Raw genomic sequence first — 18,720 nt, forward strand, 5'->3', positions numbered from 1 at the left:
GCAATAAGTCAGGGGGAAGAACGTGAGTGCTCATACATCGAAGCTGGTTGGCGGCCTGATCCTATCTACCACGCTGAGCTCGGTATCGTCGTTCGCGCAGACGGAGGCTGCCGACGGTGAGGACACTCCGGTTCAGGGGCAACTCACGGAGATTGTGGTGACGGCCCAGCGTCGCGAACAGAACATGCAGGACACCCCCGTGGCAGTCAGCGCGTTCGACGCGGAGTCGCTGAAGGCCAGCGGCGTGACCAATCTTCAGGAGCTGTCGCACGTCGCTCCGTCGTTGCAGGTGTCCAGCACCGCGGGCGTGTACCTGCCGTTCCTGCGAGGCGTCGGCAACAACAACGGAACCGTCGGCAACGAGTCCAGCGTCGCGACCTATATCGACGATGTTTACTACACACGCCTTTCCACCGCATATCTTGCCCTAGGCAACATCCAGCGAATTGAAGTGCTGAACGGCCCGCAAGGCACGCTCTTCGGCCGCAACTCCTCGGGCGGGGCGATTCAAATGTTTACTAGGGACCCGAGTCAGCAGGCCGAGTTCAATGCTTCCATGGGCTACGCCAACTACGACACGGTGAGCGCTCAGCTGTACGCGTCGATACCCCTCACGGACACTCTGTCTTGGAACATTGCCTTCGGCGGATCGGATCAGAGGGTGGGCTGGGGCAAGAGCCGCACGACCGGGCAGGACGCGAATCTCGCCGAGACCTTCACCGTTCGCACCAAGCTGCTGTGGGAGCCGAGCGATCGAACGATGGTGAAGATCGTTGGCTTCTATGCCGATTCGACCAGCGACATCGGCTCCGTGCAGGACTTCTATGAAGGCACCTACGGCGCCACTCCCGCGGGCGGTTTCCCGGGATATCCGGCGCCACCGGCGCTGCTGACTTCGTTCAAGGAGGACTCCGACACTTTCTACGACAACCGGCTCAACGCTCGTAACGACGCCACCGAGGAAGGTTATGGCGGATCGATTCGCATCGATCAGGACGTGGGGTTCGCCGAGCTGGTGTCGATCTCGGCGTTCCGCAGGTCCGAGGGCAATTATCACGTCGACCTCGATTACAGCGAGCGAAACTTCTATCACGCCGACCTGGGCAACATGGACGACCAGGTGACGCAGGAATTCCAGCTCCGCTCCAAGCCCGGAGCGATCAGCTGGATGGTGGGCACCTATTATCTGCACTGGAAGGCGGGCTACGATCCGGCGACCGCCGAGGGGGACCTCTTCAACATTCTGGTCGCACCCGGCACCATCTACAGCGTCTTCGGCATTCAGACTGTCGACAGCTATTCGGGTTATGCGCAGGCCACCGTCCCCATCGGGGATCAGACGAATGTGACGTTGGGTGCGCGTTACACCGAGGATGAAATGGAGGCTCGTGGCCGGCAGACCTACACCATCCCCGGCGTGGGGGTCGTTTCCGCCGCTCCCCCGGGGCTGCCCGATCCTTACACCGATTCGGCGAAACCCAGCGCTTTCACCTATCGCGCCGCTATCGACCATCACTTCACCGACGATGTCATGGCCTATGCGTCCGTCAGCCGAGGTTACAAGTCCGGCGCGTTCAACACGCTTCCGCTCGCCACGCCGGCTGCGCGGCCCGAGACTGTGCAGGCATACGAGATCGGCTTCAAATCCGAACCTTTCGATCGTCGCGTTCGCATCAACGGCGCGGCGTTCTGGAGCGATATCGAGAACCCGCAGGTTTTGACGACTGTCACGACCGGCGTCCTCTCGGCCGTGAGTCTCACCAATGCGCAACGTGCACGCAGCAGGGGCGCTGAAATCGCAGTCGAAGCTGTTCCTGTCGTCGGGCTCACGTTGCGCAGCGCGGCCACCTATTTGGATGCCGAATACACGGAGTTCGACAACGCACCGTTCTTTTCCGGCGGCCTGGTTCCGGGATCGACGATCAGCGGTCCGGTGCTCGGCGACGCCAGCGGGTTTCGCATGGCCAACGTGCCTGAGTGGCGGTTCGACGCCGGCGCAAACTACAACTGGATCACCGGTGTCGGTGAATGGGTCGGCGACATCGGCGTGTCGTACACGGGCGCGTATCCCTGGACCGCTGACAATCGTTTGCGCGCAGAAGAGGTCACGCTCGTGAACGCCTCGCTGCGGTTTACTCCATCTTCTATGGACTGGATGAGCTTCAGTGTGTGGGGCAAGAACCTGGGCGACGTTCAGTATTATCTGATCGGACAGGAAACGGCGGGTCCGGTCGGCACCGGCGGCTATGTCACCAGCCCTGCAGCGCCGCGCACCTATGGCTTCACGGTTTCAGTCGAGTTCTAGACCATGTCATCGACGGATCCCAACGTTTTCATGCGCTGGTCGATCGGCGCGGTAAAGATCACGCGCGTGCTCGAATTGCCGCCGGTGAGCGCGGATCCGGCGATCTTCATCCAGACCGACAAACAGGCCATCATCGAGCGACGAGCGTGGTTGTGCCCGGACTTCGCCGAGGAAGACGGCAGCATCAAGCTGCACTTCCAGGCTTTCATCATCGAGGCCCGGGGGCTTCGAATCCTGGTGGATCCGTGTATCGGCAACGACAAGCCGCGCAGCCACCCCGCGCTGAGCATGCTGAACAATCCCTTTCTCGAGCGCCTCGCCGCGGCCGGCTATCCGCGCGAGAGCATCGACTATGTCCTGTGCACGCATTTGCATGTCGATCATTGCGGATGGAACACGATGCTGGTCGACGGCAAATGGCTGCCCACTTTTCCCAATGCGCAGTATCTGTTCGCCAAGGACGAGTATCAGCATCTGCAGGTCGACGATCACGGCGATGCGCGGGCGGTGCTGGAAGATTCGGTCAAGCCCATCGTCGATGCGGGTCTTGCCAGATTCGTCGACCCGGATCATGTGATCGTCGACGAAGTGCGACTGCAGCCGACGCCGGGGCACACGCCCGGACACTGCTCGGTCGTCGTCTCGTCCCAGGGACAGGAAGCGGTTATCACCGGCGATGTCCTGCATCACCCGGTGCAAGTCGCCATCCCGCACGTCGGAGACAACTTCTGCTGGGATCAGCAGCTGGCGACTTCGGCACGCCGGCGCTTGCTGGAGCAGGTGTCGAACCGCAAAGCATTGCTGCTTGGTTCGCACGTCTCCGGGCCGACGGGCATCTATCTCAAGCCTGACGGCGACAGTTGGACGATCGATGGCACGGCCAATGAAGGCACGGGGCGCGACTGACTGCGATACAGCGAGTAGCACGCGTGCGCGACTACTCGAAGCGGCGGTGAAGATCGTGCGCGAGACGGGTGGTACCCGCCTGAGGCTGGACGAGGTAGCTCATCGAGCCGGGGTGAGTAAAGGCGGTCTCCTGTATCACTTCCCCAGCAAGCAGTCGCTGCTCAGTACCCTGGTGGCAGACTACGTGCAATGCATGGAACTGCGCATTGCTGCAGCGAGCGAGGCGATTGACGATAGTGACGATGCGAGAGCGCTCAAGGCCCGCATCGTTGGATTGCTGGGCGACAACGGCTTGGCGAGATGGCCCGGAGCGGCCTTGCTGGTCGCGCTTGCGAATCCGCCGTTGATGGAGTCCATTCGCGGGCACATTGTTTCGGATGCGCGCCACTTGATTGCCTCCGATGCCCATTGCGCCCGTGCCGCAGTCGTTGCACTTGCCTTGGACGGCGTGATGCTGCGCGAGGCGCTGGACGTTCCCGGATTCAGCGGTGAGCAGCACCAAGCGCTCGTGGATCAGCTGATGAAGCTCGCGGATGAGGCCTGAGCGCTGCGTAGCCGGATGCGTTGGTTCAGCCTGGGGCAGGGGATGGTTGAACGGCTAACGTTTGAGCAGGCGTTCGAAGTGTTGTGGCCCGGCATTCCGGCGGGATTCCTTCGAGCGCGATGACACGAATGTTGAAGCACGTCAGTTCCAGCGCGCCAGGACTTGGGGTCAGCTGCACGACATCGGCTTTGGAGCTTCCAAGGACGGCGACTGAGCAACTCCAGGAGCAAGCGATGGAGGTGCTGAGGGCCATTCTGCTGATGTGCCCGGGCAATCGGGGGAGCGGTCGCGAGCAGTGACCGTGCCTGAAGGCGAGCGTGCCGACGATTTGGTCGCACGGCCAACAGGCATGGCCGCTTTGACTCCCGCCGTAGCGCTGGCTAGTCTGTGTGGCGCCCGAAGCGCAGCGTGCCCTTCGCGAGGTCACCGAGTCACGCGGCAGACAAACTCGCGGAGTCTGCGCCAGCCGCGCGGCCACTGCGCACTACGTGCGGTCGGGGCGAGCGGCTACTGTAGATCTCTGCAGTCTTGATGCGGCCCGTGCAGGCTTCAATGTGTCATTGTATATTTCCAAAAGCAAATATCGTTGGTATTCTGAGATCCCAACACGACCGGCCGATAGTAACCAATAACGATATGCCCGGGACCAACAGGGACGGAAGGTGTCGAACGATGTCACCAGTTGGAAGAAGCAGCGCTCGACTGACGCGAGCTGCGCAGTCTGGAATCGCCCAGGTTCTCTTATTGGTTCTCATCGCAGTGTGCAGCGCAAACGCACCTGTACTTGCACAGTCCACGGATGAGGAAATCGCGCAGCTCAAAGCCGAGATCGAACGATTGAAGGTCGAGAAGGAGCGGCTCGAACTTCAAGCGTACATTCTTGCCAAACAAAACGAGCTCACCACGTCTCGAGCCGAGAGCGAGCTGGCCGAGGTCAAAGCGCGAGCCGAAGTGGAGAAGGCAATTGCGGACGCCTCGAAGGGCAAAGCCTCCGCGGAAATCGATCGTGAGTTTCTGCTGTTCGACAAACTCAAAAACGTGGACTTCTCGAACCTCGGGGTGGCGGGAGACTTTACGGCAGCTACCGGTATCCCGCCGTCGTTACGGGCCAAGGTGCAGGCGGAGCTCGCGCTCGAGCAAGCCATCCAGGATCTGTGCACGAGCGATTCCATCCGTCAAGTCATTGAAACGAAGACTCCAGGGACGGCTCCGAGGATCATCATCGACGATGGCGGTGTGATGTTGGCTGACATTGCCGCCGGTGTGCTTGCGTTTGAACAACTGAAATTTTCCAAGGATGCGTTGGAACGACTCACCGGTGTGTCGATGGACGCGGCCGTCGGTGGAGCGCTCGCAGCCATTCAGGGACTCGGACTGCTGAGCAGTGCGACCCGATTGTTTCGAACCGACACGCAAGCCGCCGCGGAGGATGCGACCTTCGACGTCTCGTACACGATTCAGCCCCTGACCGAGAAGTACTGCAAAGGATCTGAAGTTCTCAGGGCCAAGCACTTGACGATCGGCGACCAACTCAAAGGGGAAACGGACAAGATTCGGACGACCATTCAGGACCTCCAAACGGCGCTCCGCCAGGCTCAAGAAGATCAGCAGTCACGGCAGGCGTCGCTGACCGAGCTGCGCAAAGATCCGAAGAAAAAGGACCAGGTGGCGTTGATCGAGCGGCAGGAGCGAGAGGCAGCCGCCGTCATTGAGCAGGCGCTGACCGTCCAGAAGTCGCTGAATCCCGAGGCTATCAATAACATGGCGTTTGCCTTGCACGCAAAATCAATCCTGGAGCAGCCGACGACGTTACTGCTGCACGTACAGGTTAGAGGCGAAGCGCGTCGCGTGGTCAAGAAGAATGCATGGACGTCTGCCAAAGCCTTCGCAACGGGCAGCGCGCACGTCCGAATGACCGTGCGCAAGGCGAGCGGTGAGCTATGCGCGACCAGCGCACGCTATGTTGACGCCGCGCCCGTTGACATCGTCAAGTTGGCGGCGGGGACAGTTCCGCTCGACTTAGCGCAAACAAAGCTGAAGGCGGACTCTCAGTCTCAGCCGGCGGCACACCCGAAGGATGTTGCGAAGGCGCCGTGAGCGATCTGGGTGAGCGTCGAACCGACGAGTTCTGGTAACCCAAACCGGCGAACACTGGGGCGGGTGTCCACGGGTTCGGCTCTTCAATCGCTTGGCCCCCCCTGGGAGACGGGCGTGCTGCGTGTCGAATCCATGCGTCCTCCGCGTTTGCATTTTGGGCAAGCGCGACCAACCGCGACACGGGCGTGCTCGAGCCGTGGTTTTGTAGGCTCGGGGCACTGCCGCGCGGCTGCTTGTTTCTTGCGTCAACGCCCTTCTCGTTACATGGACTGATCTTCAGCCGCAATGATGGGAGGGATGATGCTCCGACGAATCGTACAAGTTCGGGCGCATGAGTACATGCAAGACGCATGGCAGCAGAAGTCGTTTGGGGCCGCGGGGCTGCAACTCGAAGCGAGCGTCAAGGTCCACGGCATGGATTTCGTGGAATCACTCGCGCCCATTCCAAATGTCAACAAGGCGGATCTGTGGGCGGCGGGACTCACCAGCATGACCCGAAAGCGTCCTCGCAATCGTCCGGCCGCGTCCACCTATAACATCGTTGCGTACTTCGAGGACGAAGATGCCATCTCGCGTCTGGCTATGGATCGTCGGCACGAAGTGATCGGGGTGTATGTCGACCTCGAGATCGAGCCGGCAGCGCTCGGGACGTACCAGGGTTCGGCGGCGGTCGGTGGCGAGACAGACGTCCAGGGGCTCGCGAACGTGCCGCTACTCTCCAGTCACGGACTCACCGGGCGCGGTGTGCACATCGTAGTGATGGATAGCGGCATCGATCAGAATTTCGTACCGGTATCGGAGCAGGGGTGGGCTCCGGCGGACATCGCTTATCAACCAGGTACGGCTGATGCGCATGATCCGTGGTTCGGCCACGGGACCATGTGCGCGCACGACGCGCGCCTGATTGCTCCCTTGGCGACCTTTCATGACTATGCGGTCCTGCGTCGCAAGGGCGCCAAACTGCCCGACTATCTGTCAGACGTCGCGAATGCCTATGCGCACTTGATCGACCAGATCGATGCCGACGGTCCCTGGGCCGGGCATCCCGTGGTCGTGAACAATAGTTGGGTCGTCTACAAACGGTCGGAAGATTTGCCGGTCGGCGCGCCAGGCAACTACAGCGCGAATCTCAATCATCCCGTCAATCAATATATCGGTACCGTCGTCTCGCTTGGGGCCGATGTGATCTTTGCCGCGGGCAATTGCGGCAAGCCCCGGCCGGACACTCGATGTGGCTTGAGCGATTTTGGACCGGGCAACAGCATTCACGGCGGCGCCGCGCATCCTGATGTGATCACCGTAGCCGGCGTGACGACGGATGGTCGTCGTTTGGCCTATTCGAGCCAGGGCCCAGGAAGCATCAGTTCGCGCAAGCCGGATGTTGCCGCTTGTACGCACTTCGCGACGAGCAGTGCCTGGCCAAAGCACAGTGGGACCTCGGCGGCAGCGCCCGTGCTCGCCGGCATCGTGGCGGCAATTCGAACGCGGGGAGCTGCGCGTGGAAAATCACCGGCTGACTTGCGAGCACTGCTACAGCGCACTGCGCGCAACCCTTTGGGTTCCGGATGGAATCAGGAACTGGGCTTCGGCATCGTCGACGTGGCGGCGACGCTCGAAGCGCTCGGCATGACCGCGCCGGCTACAGAAACCGTGATCGTGACGGCGCGGCGCAAACGCGTGTCGCGCCCGGTGCGAACAAGGAAATCTGTCAAGGCCGCACAGCGGAAAGCAACGAAACGGCCGAAGAAGAAACGGGTGCCGAAGAGATCGAAGTAACGAACAACTATAAGTAACGAACAACTATAAGAAAGGGGAACCATGGCTACGATCATCGATACTGCACTGGTCGAGAATTCCAGTGAGGCTCGGACGGAATTCAATCTCGTCCACCTGTGCTGGTACGCCGGAACGGCGCTGGTGCTCATCGCGTTTGGACTGTTCGCATCGGAGATACGCGACCGCTCGGAGCTGGGGTTTGCCGTGTGCTTGAGCGCATACTCGATAGCCGCGATGGTTTGTGCGATCACGGTGAATGTGAAGCTCAAGAGACGCACGGTGCTCGCGGGAGTCCTGGTTGCCTCGGGCAGTGTTACGCTCGGCTATGCAGTGCTGATGTTTCAGAAAGTGGGTGGCTGGTGGGACTACGGTCAGTTCGTGCCGTTGCTCTCTGATCGGTTTGAATACTCCTTGCTGACGCTCACCGATCGGTTCTTGTACAGCCCGCTGCTCGCGGTCTGCGTGGTGATCGTCGCGAGTCTGATCGGCATCTGGCGCTTCAAATTCCTGCCGCTATGCGTGCTGACGACCTTGGGGTGTTGGTACATCGTTCTCGATTTCCTGCGGCCGGATCAACGGGAGGCACTGGGCTTTACCATCATTCTGATAGGTAGTGCGACAGTTGCAGTTGCGTGGTTCGCAGACAATCGAAAGGAAAGCGCCAACTACGGATATTGGTTGACCAAGATGGGCATGTGGATCCTTCCCATTGGATTGACGATATTCTTTGACGAGTATCCCCTGGAGATGTTCTTGTTCGCGCTGGCCAATGTTGGTGTCATGCTGGTCGCGCTGTATCTGCGACGCCCAGCAGGGCTGCTAGGGGGAGCGGCTGGTGTGTTCTACTACCTGAACTATCTTTACACTGAACACTTCAGTGACAGCCTGGTATTCCCATTTGTCGTGATCGCCTTGGGCGTCTTTGTGGTCTGGTTGGGATGGTGGATCCACGTTACCCGGGTGCCGCTTGAATCGCTCTTGCCCGGTTTACTTCAGCGATGGCGGCCTAAGGGGAGAACTGACCCGTTCGATTATGCGGCATAGGTCTCGCGCAATCGCCAACCACCCTGGCGCCGTCCAGAGCCATCGTATTCCATTAAAATCAGTCGCTTACACGCGCTATCTGCGTAGACCGTTGAGTCTACCAGCTCACCCTCCCAAATTTCCGGTAACGCCGATCGGTCAATCAGTGACCCGCATTTGACAACCTGAAGTCGAGGACCCTCTACTCCCCGACAAAGAACCAGGCGGTCGTGTCATTGACGAGGCCTGAATTCTGGCGCGTGCTGGCGTTGCGATCTTGACTGAGCGGAGCACGCGACTTAAGTATGAGCCTCAATCAGTGGGAAACTTTCTGAGATCGCGCGGGGCCGTCAGGCCATGTGCCCCTGCTATCGAAGGGCAGACATGTCGATAGAGCAAATACGAGCGACCCGCTCCTTCCTGCGCGAGTTCATCGAGGCCGTTCCCGGAGCGGTGTACGCGAAAGATCGCGAGGGTCGAATCCTGCTCGGGAACGCAGGATTCGGCGAGGCCGTCGGGTGGCCATCGGGCGGCTTCCTCGGCAAGGACGATCTCGAGCTTCTGTCCGACAAGGAGCTGGCCCGCGCGGTGATGGAGAATGATCAACGGATCATGGCCGGGCGCACCCGATGCCAGGTCGAGGAGCAACTGCGAGCATCGGACGGCACCACGAGCTACTGGCTGTCGACGAAGGCCCCCTTTACCGATGAGGACGGGAAAGTGGTCGGGCTCGTCGGCGTCTCGATCGACATCACCGAGCGCAAGCGCCTCGAGGAGCGGGAGAAGCTGCTCGCGCGGGAAATTGAGCACCGCAACAAGAACCTGCTTTGTGTCGTGCAAAGTGTCGTCCGGCTGACGAGAGCGCCCACGGTAGAAGCCTTTCGCCAGGCCGTGACCGGCCGACTCGAGGCGATCAGTCGAGCCGAAAGCGTACTGATGCGCGAATCCCTCAAACCGGTGAGTCTCAGCGGCCTGCTGCTCGAAGAACTGGCAGCCTACGACATCAATACTTCGAATCGCGTTCGGCTGGCAGGTCCTCCAGTGTACGTACGTGCGGAGGCCGGGCAGCCGCTCGCGATGGCGTTCCATGAGCTGGCCACGAATGCCGCCAAGTATGGCGCGTTCGCAGAGGATTCGGGTACGCTCGACGTGACCTGGGACCTGCCGCGCGGCGGCACGTTGCTGGAAATCGAATGGCGGGAAATCAGACGCTCGCCGGTAGAGTCACCCATAGGATCACCTGTTCGACACGGCTTCGGCACCCGATTGATTCGATCGATCGTGGAGCAGCAGCTTCGCGGGACCATCTGCTTCGCCTGGGAACCGACCGGGCTTCGCTGCACGATCTCGATTCCGATGCAGAGCGTTGCGCCGAACTGAGATCGATTGCCCGCGTTTGTTCTGCCTGCAGGGGCCAGGCAGGCATTTTCTCGACCAGGAATATTCGCGCTGCGACCTGATCTCTTGGTGAGCTTGGCGCTGTCCGCCACAATGCGACGATCCCGACGTGAACGCCGATTGAATTTCGACCGCGCAGGTCGACGATCAATGCCGCGAGCTTCGCTGGAACCGCTTCAGAGCGCCCAGCATGTCCAGGACCCCGAACCAGGAGCACTGAAGGTTCGAATTGGGCTGTCGAATCTCTCGGAACTGGCTTTCTGGGGCAGTCCAAATCAGCAGTTGCCTCAGCTTACTGAGATGCCCCAGCGGCCGCAGGTCGGTAGCCGATGTTCCTGGATGAGCAATCGCTCCAAATCAGGGAGCTTCCCCACGGCGTCGATCCATTCCTGCGAGGCATCATCGAGCCATAGAAAATTGAGCCATTGTTTGCTCTCGATCTCAGTGGCTGATTGCCCCGAAGCAATCGGATAGGCCTCACGCTGTCCACGCGGAATCTGGATTGGTGAGGCGGCAAGCGGAGGACGATCGCTCAGTGAATACGTCACTCCGGCTGCCCGGGCCACTTCAAAGTCATCCGCCATCATTTCCTCACTGCTCGATGTCGAACTACTTGCATTTTTGATCTCTAGCATCAATGGTGCTTGGTTAACCGTCTTTGTCGCAGCGGTTCGCGGATAGCGGTTAGCGGTTAGCCAGAAATGAGCTAAATCCTGGCCTCCGGTCTGCCCTAACCGCTAACCGCCAACCACTGCAGGGCGCTAACTAAGTGCCATTGTCTCTAGCATGCTCGTTCATTCGTCGAGAGTTGCGCTCGCGACCAACTACGATGTATTGCGCATCATGCCCGAGTCGAATAGAGCGGTAGCGCTGCTATGAGACTTGTTGTTCCAGGGGTTCCCCCGCGAGATGCGCGAGCGGGAGATGCACTGTGCAACCCTGATGCACACTGAGTCTAAATACGAAGAATGCAATTTCATTGATGGGCTTTGGCGGTATTGAGCGAAATGCCGATTGTCGACGGGTTGGGCTCGGCTCGGTAGGAATGCTGTTCTTCCCCGCAGGTTGCTCGCATCCATCAGGGATTTTCGCAGCGGCAGCCATGCCGATCCTCCTCCATGGGTTTTTCCCGCACAGTTGTCTGCACGCGATTGGCGCAGGCAGAATGCCGAGGTTCGGATCGGCAGTGTCGAGGTGGACAGGTGGCCCGGATTCCGTTGAAGTTGGATCGCCAGCGCGCCGAAGTGCAGGCTCACAAGCTGAGTGCGCCCTCCAGCTATGCCGGCGCCATTCCTCGGCAGGGAATACTGAGCAAGGTCTTTGCGACCACGGTGCCGCGCCTGGTCCTGCTGCACGCGCCGGCAGGCCACGGAAAATCGACGACCCTGCAGCAGCTCAAGGCATTGTGCGACGAGCGCGGATACCAGACCGCCTGGTATGTCCTCGATGAGGCCGACAATGACGCCCGTCGTTTTTCCGTGCACTTTCAGGCGCTCATGGCCTCTCTCACGGGCGATTCCGCCGCGGACGGTTTTGCCGGCGAGGAGTTCGCGACCGAGACGGTAGCGGTGGGGCGCTACGACTGGGTACTCGACCGGCTGTTTCGCGTCGGTCGCCCGGTGGCCGTATTCCTCGATGATTTTCAGTTCCTGACCAACAAATCGATTCTCGGCTTCTGTCGCAAGCTCTTCGAGCGGTTGCCGGACAACGTGAGATTCTTCATCGCGTCCCGGTCGCTGCCGGAGATCGGATTGTCGCGGCTGTTGGTCGGCAATCGGGCACTCATCCTGCGTGCCGAGGATCTGCGCTTCTCGTTCCAGGAGGTCGAGCGGTTCTTCGAGGTTCACAAGGATACGAACGTGACGAACGCGGAGATCGAGTCCATTTACTGCCGTACCGAGGGATGGCCGGCGGCACTGCAACTCTTCAAATTGAGCCTCGCGAGTCCATCGGTTCGCAGTTCCCTGGAGGATGTCTCCGCCTGTCCGCCGCGAGAGCTGACCGATTACCTCGCCGATAGCGTCCTGTCGCTGCAGCCACCGGACTTGCAGGACTTCTTGCTGCGAACGTCGTTGCTGACTCGGTTGACCGCGCCGCTTTGCGATGCCGTGACAGGGCGCACGGATTCGCAGCACGTATTGAAGGAGTTGGAGCGCTCGGGGCTGTTCGTCAGAGCGTTGGATGCTCAACGACGGTGGTTCACCTATCACCCGCTGTTCTCGTCGTTTCTCATCGAGCAGCTCATCAATCGTTCGAGGTTCATCGGGCTGGAGGTGCATCGGACGGCCGCGCGCTGGCACATGTCGCAGGGCAATTTCGAGGAGACGCTGCATCACGCGATCGAATGCAAGGATTTTGCACTCGCCGTCGAGGCATTGAACATCTGGTCTTCGCGGCTGATCGCGGACGCGCAACTGGCAACCGTGGAGCGGTGGTTCGTGCGGCTCCCGTTCGGTGAGGTCGCGAAGCACCTCGACCTGTCCATCAAGACGGCCTACGCGTTGGTATTTCTCCGGCGCAAGCAAAAGGCGCAGCCGCTGCTGCAGTTTCTCGCGAACCATCGGGCGGGCGGGAGCGTGGCGGGCACGACCAACCCGGACATCGTGCTGGCAATGGCGGCGGTATCGGTCGATGACCTGGAAAGTGCCTTCGCCATCATCGAGCGGGTATCGGTTTGCAACTGCAGTCCCGAAGGCTTCAGCGCCTTCGAGTTGGGCGCAGCGGCCAATCTGACCAGCTACCGCGCGATGACACTTGGAAATTTCGAGGAGGCGAGGGAGTACCTCGCGTTCGCGAGCGCATACAACGAACGGGGCAGTGCGACTTTCAGCCGCGGCTACACGCTCGCCGTGACGGGTGTCATGCAGATCCTGAGTGGCGAGCTGAACAACGCACTGGCGCGATATCGGGAGGACATGGCCGAGCAGGAGTTGCATCTGGCCGAGTCGTTTGCCCTCGCCGCGCTCGCTTCCTGCTATCTCTGGGCGCTCTATGAGGCCAATGAGCTCGAGCTCGTGCAGGCGGTGTTCGGGCAATATCACGACATCATCGCGGAATCGGCGCTGCCCGACTTTCTCGTTGTCGCCTACCTGTCGGCGGGGCGCGCGCACGAGGCTCTGGGTCAATCGATCCAGGCCACCGAGATCCTCGATGAGCTGGAAAGCATCTGCTATCGCAATGGATGGAGCCGCTTGATCGGCTCGGTCAATTGGGAGCGGGCGAGGCGTTCTCTGGTGGTCGGCGCAATAGACCAGGCGCAAGCCATTGCCGCCCACTTCGCGAGCAAGGAGGAGGGACGGCATGGCCGCTGGCTGCCGTTCTCGGAGGACATGGAAGGGGCCAGCTTGGGGCGGATCCGGCTGGCGATTCACGCCGGCAATTTCGATGCAGCCTCGCGAGCGTTGAATGCCGAGTTTGAACGGCAGCCCGCTCGCGTGCGACGTCGAATCAAGCTGCATGCCCTCGATGCGCTGCTCAGGAGCCGGATGGGGATGCGCGAGGCGTCGAGCCGCGCGCTGCGTGGAGCGTTGCAACTGGCGGAACCTGGCCGCTACGTGCGTGTGTTCGTCGAGGAGGGACCGGCATTGCATCGCCTGTTGCAGGACGAATATCAGGCGCTGGCCGCGGCGCATATGCCGCGGGAGGCAAAGGCCGAATCGCAGCAGCAGTTTCTGCGGGTCCTGTTGCAAGCGGCGGGCATCGACGTGGCGCAGGCGGTGGAGTCGAGCCCGATGCCGTCTTGCGAGGCGCTCACGAGCCGGGAAAAGCAGATCTTGCGTTATCTGGCCAACGGAGTGTCGAACCGGGAAATGGCCGAACGCATCTTCGTCTCGGAGAATACCGTCAAGTTCCACCTGAAGAACATCTACTCGAAGCTCCAGGTCAATACGCGCGTCCAGGCGCTCTCGGCGGCGCGCCTGATGGGACTGATCGGCTGATCGCTACGGCCGCGAGCCGGCCTCCTTCTCAATACTCATTCAAAAGACTACCCGGTCGGGTGGCGCGGCTACCCGCGGCCCGCGCCTTTAATTCCCCTCGGATCGAGGGGGAGACGCATGATCGACCGCAGGTTTTGGGAGTCGCTTCGAGACCAGGCGAGCGGTGGCGTTGCCACCGAGGTGGCGGACGGTTCCGGCAAGCTCATCAACATCGACAACGGCGGCACGCTCACGGACATCTGCGTGATGGAGGGCGCCAGTGTCTGGCGCACCAAGACGCTGACCACACCCTACGATCTTTCCAAATGTCTGCTGGACGGGTTGCGAAAGGTATCCCGTTCCATCTATGGGCAGGAGGATCTGCCGAGGTTGTTGCGCTCGACTGAGTACATTCGCTATTCCACGACTCAGGGAACCAACGCGCTGGTCGAGCGCAAGGGGCCGCGCCTCGGGTTGATCCTGGGGGGCGGTCTGAAGCCGCAATCGCTGCAGATGACGCCGCAAGCCCGAGAGTTGTTCAACGACCTAGTTGGCGACCGGGTAATCGACCTCGACGCCGCCTCTCGAGAGGCCGGCGACGCCGATGTTGCGGTGGTGCGCGCGGTGACGACATTGACGTCGAGCGGTGCGAACCGGCTGGTGATCGCCTTCGCGGGACAGGAGCGAAATGACCGTGAGTCGGCGTTGAAGCGCACGCTGTTGCGGAAGTTTCCGCCGCACATGCTCGGCGCGGTGCCGATCCTCTACTCGCACGAGCTCGTCGAAGATGACGATGACGCGCGGCGCACCTGGACGGCACTGTTCAACGCATTCCTGCATCCGGCCATGGAGCGGTTCCTATACAGCGCGGAACACAAATTACGCGCTTATCACATCCGCAATCCGTTGCTCATCTTTCGCAACGACGGCCACTCCGCGCGGGTCGCAAAAACGATCGCGATGAAGACATACAGCTCCGGCCCGCGAGGAGGCGCCGAAGGGGCGCGGGCATTGGCGCAGCATTATGCGTTCAAGCATCTGGTTTCGATGGATATCGGGGGCACGACGACGGACATCGGCGAAGTCACGCAGGTCGACGGTCGATGTGAAGTGCGTGCGCGTCGGCGAGGTGAGGTGGAGGGTGTCGAGACTTCGTTCCCGCTCTGTGACGTGGTGAGCGTAGGCGTCGGCGGCAGCTCCATCATCACAGTGGATGCCGCGGGTGTGAAGGTCGGTCCGGAAAGTGTCGGCGGCGCGCCCGGCCCGGCATGCTTCGGATTGGGTGGCAAGGAGGCGACCATCACCGATGCATTCCTGTCGACGGGCCTGTTGGACTCGGCCTCGTACTTCGGCGGCGAGTTACCCATCGATCCAGAACGGGCGCGCCGCGCCATCGCGGAGCGTGTCGCCGGCCCGCTCGCGGTGTCGGAAGAGCAGGCGGCGCTTGCCATGGAGCAGGCTTGGGTCGCAAAGATCGCCGCGAGCCTGAAGTCGTTCACGCCGCTGACGCCGGAGACGACCTTGGCGGCATTCGGTGGCGCAGGGCCTTTCGTTGTGTGCAAGGTAGCCGAAGCTGCCGGCATTTCACGAGTGATCATTCCCGGGCTCGCCGCGGTCTTCTCCGCTTTCGGCGTCGGATTCTCCGACATCGCGCATCAGTACGAGGCGCCATTGTCGTCTCTCGATGCTGACGAGTTCGAGCGTTGCTACGCATCGTTGATCGAACGCGCGCGGCGTGGCATGGCTGCTGAGAATGCGGAGCTGGATCAATGTCGAGTTTCCGTGACCCTTCGCTCGACGAGCGACGGCGAGGAACGATTGATTCCGTTGCAGGAGCCCAAGCTGCCCCCGGGCTTGTCGGCGAAGGCTCGTCATTCGCTCGCCATCGAAGCAGTCAAACCCATCGCGCACGCCACATTGAATGGTTACTTCGGCAAGTCGCGAGTGCGCGCGGTGAGCCATGCGGTGCGCAAGGTCCGGTTCGAGGATGGCTGGCGAGACGTGCCGCTCTATCGAGTCAAAGAGCAGCCTTCCGGGGCCTGCGCGGACGGGCCTGCGGTGCTGGAGGAGGAATTCTTCACCTGCAGGATCGAGCGCAACTGGGGCTTCGAAATCAATGCGGCCGGAGATGTGCTGTTGTCGCGCGCGGTCCGCTAACGTCATTTCCAGGGTTCGATCATGAACGTCCTCATCACCGAGTATCTTCGCATCAATCTCGACACCGAAATGTGGGAGTGCCGCCGTTGCGATCGTCCGCACATCGGCGCGCGGGAAAACTACAAGCGCGGGCTGCTGGTCTACGATCGCAACCCCGCTGAGATTCACAAGCCACTGCTCGATCCGAAACTGTATCAGCGCACCTTCTCGCCCGACCCAAGCTGGTGCCGCATCCTCGAGTACTACTGTCCGAGCTGCGGCACGCTGGTCGAAGCCGAGTATCTGCCGCCGGGGCATCCGCCGCTGCACGACATCGAGCTCGACATCGACGCGCTCAAAGCCGCCTGGAAGGATCGGCCGGAGTTGCAGCAGGCGCCGGCTGGTCCGTACGTTCGCCGCGTATCCGGACACCAGCATTCTCATGCAGCGCCGAGGAAGGGCTCATGAAGCGCGTTTCAGTCGATATCGGCGGCACTTTCACCGACTGCTTCGTGGTCTGGGAGGGGCGGGGCATTCAGGGCAAGGCGCTCACCACCCACCACAATCTTGCGCTGGGTTTCAACGAGGCGCTGGCCAACGCCTGCAATCAGCTGAATGTCGATGTGAGAGCCGTGCTTTCGGAAGTCGATTCGGTGCGGTATGCGACGACGCTCGGTACCAACGCTCTCATCGAGCGCAAGGGCCCGCGCGTTGGAGTACTGGTGACCACGGGCTTCAAGAGCACCATCCCATTGTCTCGCGCCCGCGGTTATGGGGAGGGGTTGCCCGCCGAGCGGCAGATGGACATTCCCAATGCCCACCGTCCGGAGCCCATTGTTCCGATTCCAATGATTCGTGAGGTGCGCGAGCGCACCGACTATCTCGGCAACGTGTTGCTGCGGCTCGATGAGGACGACGTGCGCCAGCGGATTCGAGAGCTGATGGACGCGGGCGCCGAAGCCCTCGTCGTGGTGTTCACCAACAGCGTCGTCAACCCCGCGCACGAGTTGCGAGTTCGGGAGATTTTTCTCGAGGAGTATCCCGGTCATCTGCTCGGCGCGGTGCCGATGCTGCTCTCGCATCAGATCGCCGGGCGCAAGGGCGAATACGCGCGTGCCATGTCCGCGATCATGGACGCGTTTCTGCACTCCACGATGTATCACGGCCTGGGGACGCTCGAGTTGAACCTGCGCGGCCAGGGTTACAGCCGACCCATGCTCGTGAATCACAATTCGGGTGGAATGGCACAGCTGAACTCGACGGATGCCCTGCAGACGGTGCATTCGGGGCCGGTATCCGGTATCGCCGCGAGCGAACACCTGATGAAACAGGCCGGACTCGGCAACGTGGTCGCCACCGACATGGGCGGCACCAGCTTCGACATCGGCATCGTGGTGGAGGGCGGTGTGAAGTACTACGACTTCAATCCCGTCATCGATCGCTGGCTGGTGTCGATTCCGATGGTGCATCTGGTCACGCTCGGCGCCGGCGGTGGCTCCATCTGCAAATACAATCGCATGTTCAAGACCGTCCAGGTCGGACCGGAGAGCGCAGGTTCCGATCCCGGCCCGGCCTGTTACGACCGCGGTGGACTGGCGCCGACGGTGACCGACGCGGATCTGCTGCTCGGCTACCTGGATCCGGAGAACTACGCCGCCGGTCACATCAAGCTCAATCCCAGACGCAGCAAGCAGGCATTCGAGGCTCTGTGCGACGAGCTGGACAGCGACGCGATCGAAGTGGCGAAGCTCGTCAGACGCACCGTCGACGCCAACATGGCGAACGGCATTGCGAATGAGCTGCGAACGCGCGGCTACGAGCCGCAGCAATTCACCATCCTTGCGTATGGCGGCAACGGACCACTGCACGCTTGTGGCATCGCCGGCCATCTGGGGGTGGATCGCATCCTGGCCCCGCCGTTCTCTTCGGTGTTCTCGGCGGTGGGGGCGGGCAACATGAACCAGATGCACATCCATGAAGTGAGCACGTGGACGGTACTGTTCGATGCCAATGCGAAGCGCTTCTTCACCGACTACGAGCGCTTCAACGAGAGCGTGGCGGAGCTCGAACGGCGCGGCCGCGAAGACCTGTTGCGCCAGGGTTTCGATGCTGCCGACATTCGGTATCGACTGGAGCTCGACATGCGCTATGGAAACCAGCGCGTGCAAACCGCCGTCGTGAGCGATCGAGATCGCCTGCGCAATCAGGCGGACGTGCTGAGTCTCATCAACCTGTTCCACACACGGTACGGCGAAAGGTTCGGCGAGGGCAGTCAGTCGCCCGAAGCCGGGATTCGCATCAACACGATACGTGTGTGCGCATACGTCGAGCAGAACACCGTGAGCTTTTCCGGCATCGAGGACGACGGCAGAGCGGGGCACCAACCCGCGCCCGTCGGGACCCGTGCCTGTCATTTCGCGAATGTCGAAGGCGCGGTGGAGACTCGCGTGTACGACGAGCGCGCGTTGGAGGAAGGAACGCGCATCGAAGGTCCGGCCATCGTCACGACGCGAGCGACCACCTACCTGGTCGAGCCGGGCTGGCGGTACTACGCCGCTGCCCAGGGCGCGGTCTGGTTTACGCGCGCGGGCCACTGAGCCGGCGCCCACGTTGCGGAG

The 18,720-nt window shown here is 61.4% G+C and carries 12 protein-coding genes; 11 read left to right on the forward strand and 1 reads right to left on the reverse strand.

The window, feature by feature from the left end; all coding sequences use genetic code 11:
- Positions 1 to 22: 22 nt before the first annotated feature.
- The 7 genes from VGE08_RS07960 to VGE08_RS07990 all read left to right on the forward strand — a co-directional run bounded on the left by VGE08_RS07960 (position 23) and on the right by VGE08_RS07990 (position 10,031).
- Positions 23 to 2,305, forward strand: a complete 2,283-nt coding sequence (locus tag VGE08_RS07960) for a TonB-dependent receptor (RefSeq protein ID WP_331067325.1) — start codon at positions 23 to 25, stop codon at positions 2,303 to 2,305.
- 3 nt (positions 2,306 to 2,308) lie between these two features.
- On the forward strand, positions 2,309 to 3,211 hold the full coding sequence (locus tag VGE08_RS07965) for an MBL fold metallo-hydrolase (RefSeq protein ID WP_331067326.1): 903 nt from the start codon (positions 2,309 to 2,311) through the stop codon (positions 3,209 to 3,211).
- A gap of 55 nt (positions 3,212 to 3,266) precedes the next feature.
- A complete protein-coding gene (locus VGE08_RS07970; RefSeq protein ID WP_414717469.1) occupies positions 3,267 to 3,755 on the forward strand; it encodes a TetR/AcrR family transcriptional regulator in 489 nt (162 codons plus the stop codon).
- A gap of 531 nt (positions 3,756 to 4,286) precedes the next feature.
- A complete protein-coding gene (locus tag VGE08_RS07975; RefSeq protein WP_331067328.1) occupies positions 4,287 to 5,852 on the forward strand; it encodes a hypothetical protein in 1,566 nt (521 codons plus the stop codon).
- Positions 5,853 to 6,152: 300 nt separating this feature from the next.
- Entirely contained in the window at positions 6,153 to 7,628 is a 1,476-nt protein-coding gene (locus tag VGE08_RS07980) for a S8 family serine peptidase (protein WP_331067329.1), read from the forward strand.
- A gap of 42 nt (positions 7,629 to 7,670) precedes the next feature.
- Positions 7,671 to 8,672, forward strand: coding sequence for a hypothetical protein (locus VGE08_RS07985; RefSeq protein ID WP_331067330.1), 1,002 nt, complete (start codon positions 7,671 to 7,673; stop codon positions 8,670 to 8,672).
- A gap of 363 nt (positions 8,673 to 9,035) precedes the next feature.
- A complete protein-coding gene (locus VGE08_RS07990; RefSeq protein ID WP_331067353.1) occupies positions 9,036 to 10,031 on the forward strand; it encodes a PAS domain-containing protein in 996 nt (331 codons plus the stop codon).
- A gap of 305 nt (positions 10,032 to 10,336) precedes the next feature.
- Here VGE08_RS07990 and VGE08_RS07995 read toward each other — a convergent pair whose 3' ends face one another.
- Positions 10,337 to 10,684: a hypothetical protein gene (locus tag VGE08_RS07995; protein WP_331067331.1), complete on the reverse strand. Its 348-nt coding sequence runs from the start codon at positions 10,682 to 10,684 to the stop codon at positions 10,337 to 10,339.
- Between the two features lie 567 nt (positions 10,685 to 11,251).
- On the opposite strand from VGE08_RS07995, the gene VGE08_RS08000 reads away from it, so the two are divergent.
- From VGE08_RS08000 to VGE08_RS08015, 4 genes are all read left to right on the forward strand, one after another.
- Positions 11,252 to 13,987: a LuxR C-terminal-related transcriptional regulator gene (locus VGE08_RS08000; RefSeq protein WP_331067332.1), complete on the forward strand. Its 2,736-nt coding sequence runs from the start codon at positions 11,252 to 11,254 to the stop codon at positions 13,985 to 13,987.
- A 117-nt stretch (positions 13,988 to 14,104) separates the two neighbouring features.
- Positions 14,105 to 16,123: a hydantoinase/oxoprolinase family protein gene (locus VGE08_RS08005; protein ID WP_331067333.1), complete on the forward strand. Its 2,019-nt coding sequence runs from the start codon at positions 14,105 to 14,107 to the stop codon at positions 16,121 to 16,123.
- Positions 16,124 to 16,144: 21 nt separating this feature from the next.
- Entirely contained in the window at positions 16,145 to 16,570 is a 426-nt protein-coding gene (locus VGE08_RS08010; RefSeq protein WP_331067334.1) for an acetone carboxylase subunit gamma, read from the forward strand.
- Positions 16,567 to 18,699, forward strand: a complete 2,133-nt coding sequence (locus tag VGE08_RS08015; protein WP_331067335.1) for a hydantoinase/oxoprolinase family protein — start codon at positions 16,567 to 16,569, stop codon at positions 18,697 to 18,699. The genes VGE08_RS08010 and VGE08_RS08015 overlap by 4 nt, the downstream gene beginning before the upstream one ends.
- Positions 18,700 to 18,720: the final 21 nt, after the last annotated feature.

It is taken from the genome of Steroidobacter sp. (assembly GCF_036406195.1).
Classification (GTDB): domain Bacteria; phylum Pseudomonadota; class Gammaproteobacteria; order Steroidobacterales; family Steroidobacteraceae; genus Steroidobacter.

What these genes read in the sequence shown, in the direction of transcription:
- VGE08_RS07965 (WP_331067326.1), top strand. Translation starts at nt 2,309, where the DNA reads ATGTCATCGACGGATCCCAACGTTTTCATGCGCTGGTCGATCGGCGCG.
- VGE08_RS07975 (WP_331067328.1), top strand. Translation starts at nt 4,287, where the DNA reads ATGCGGCCCGTGCAGGCTTCAATGTGTCATTGTATATTTCCAAAAGCA.
- VGE08_RS07980 (WP_331067329.1), top strand. Translation starts at nt 6,153, where the DNA reads ATGCTCCGACGAATCGTACAAGTTCGGGCGCATGAGTACATGCAAGAC.
- VGE08_RS07985 (WP_331067330.1), top strand. Translation starts at nt 7,671, where the DNA reads ATGGCTACGATCATCGATACTGCACTGGTCGAGAATTCCAGTGAGGCT.
- VGE08_RS07990 (WP_331067353.1), top strand. Translation starts at nt 9,036, where the DNA reads ATGTCGATAGAGCAAATACGAGCGACCCGCTCCTTCCTGCGCGAGTTC.
- VGE08_RS07995 (WP_331067331.1), bottom strand. Translation starts at nt 10,684, where the DNA reads ATGCTAGAGATCAAAAATGCAAGTAGTTCGACATCGAGCAGTGAGGAA.
- VGE08_RS08005 (WP_331067333.1), top strand. Translation starts at nt 14,105, where the DNA reads ATGATCGACCGCAGGTTTTGGGAGTCGCTTCGAGACCAGGCGAGCGGT.
- VGE08_RS08010 (WP_331067334.1), top strand. Translation starts at nt 16,145, where the DNA reads ATGAACGTCCTCATCACCGAGTATCTTCGCATCAATCTCGACACCGAA.
- VGE08_RS08015 (WP_331067335.1), top strand. Translation starts at nt 16,567, where the DNA reads ATGAAGCGCGTTTCAGTCGATATCGGCGGCACTTTCACCGACTGCTTC.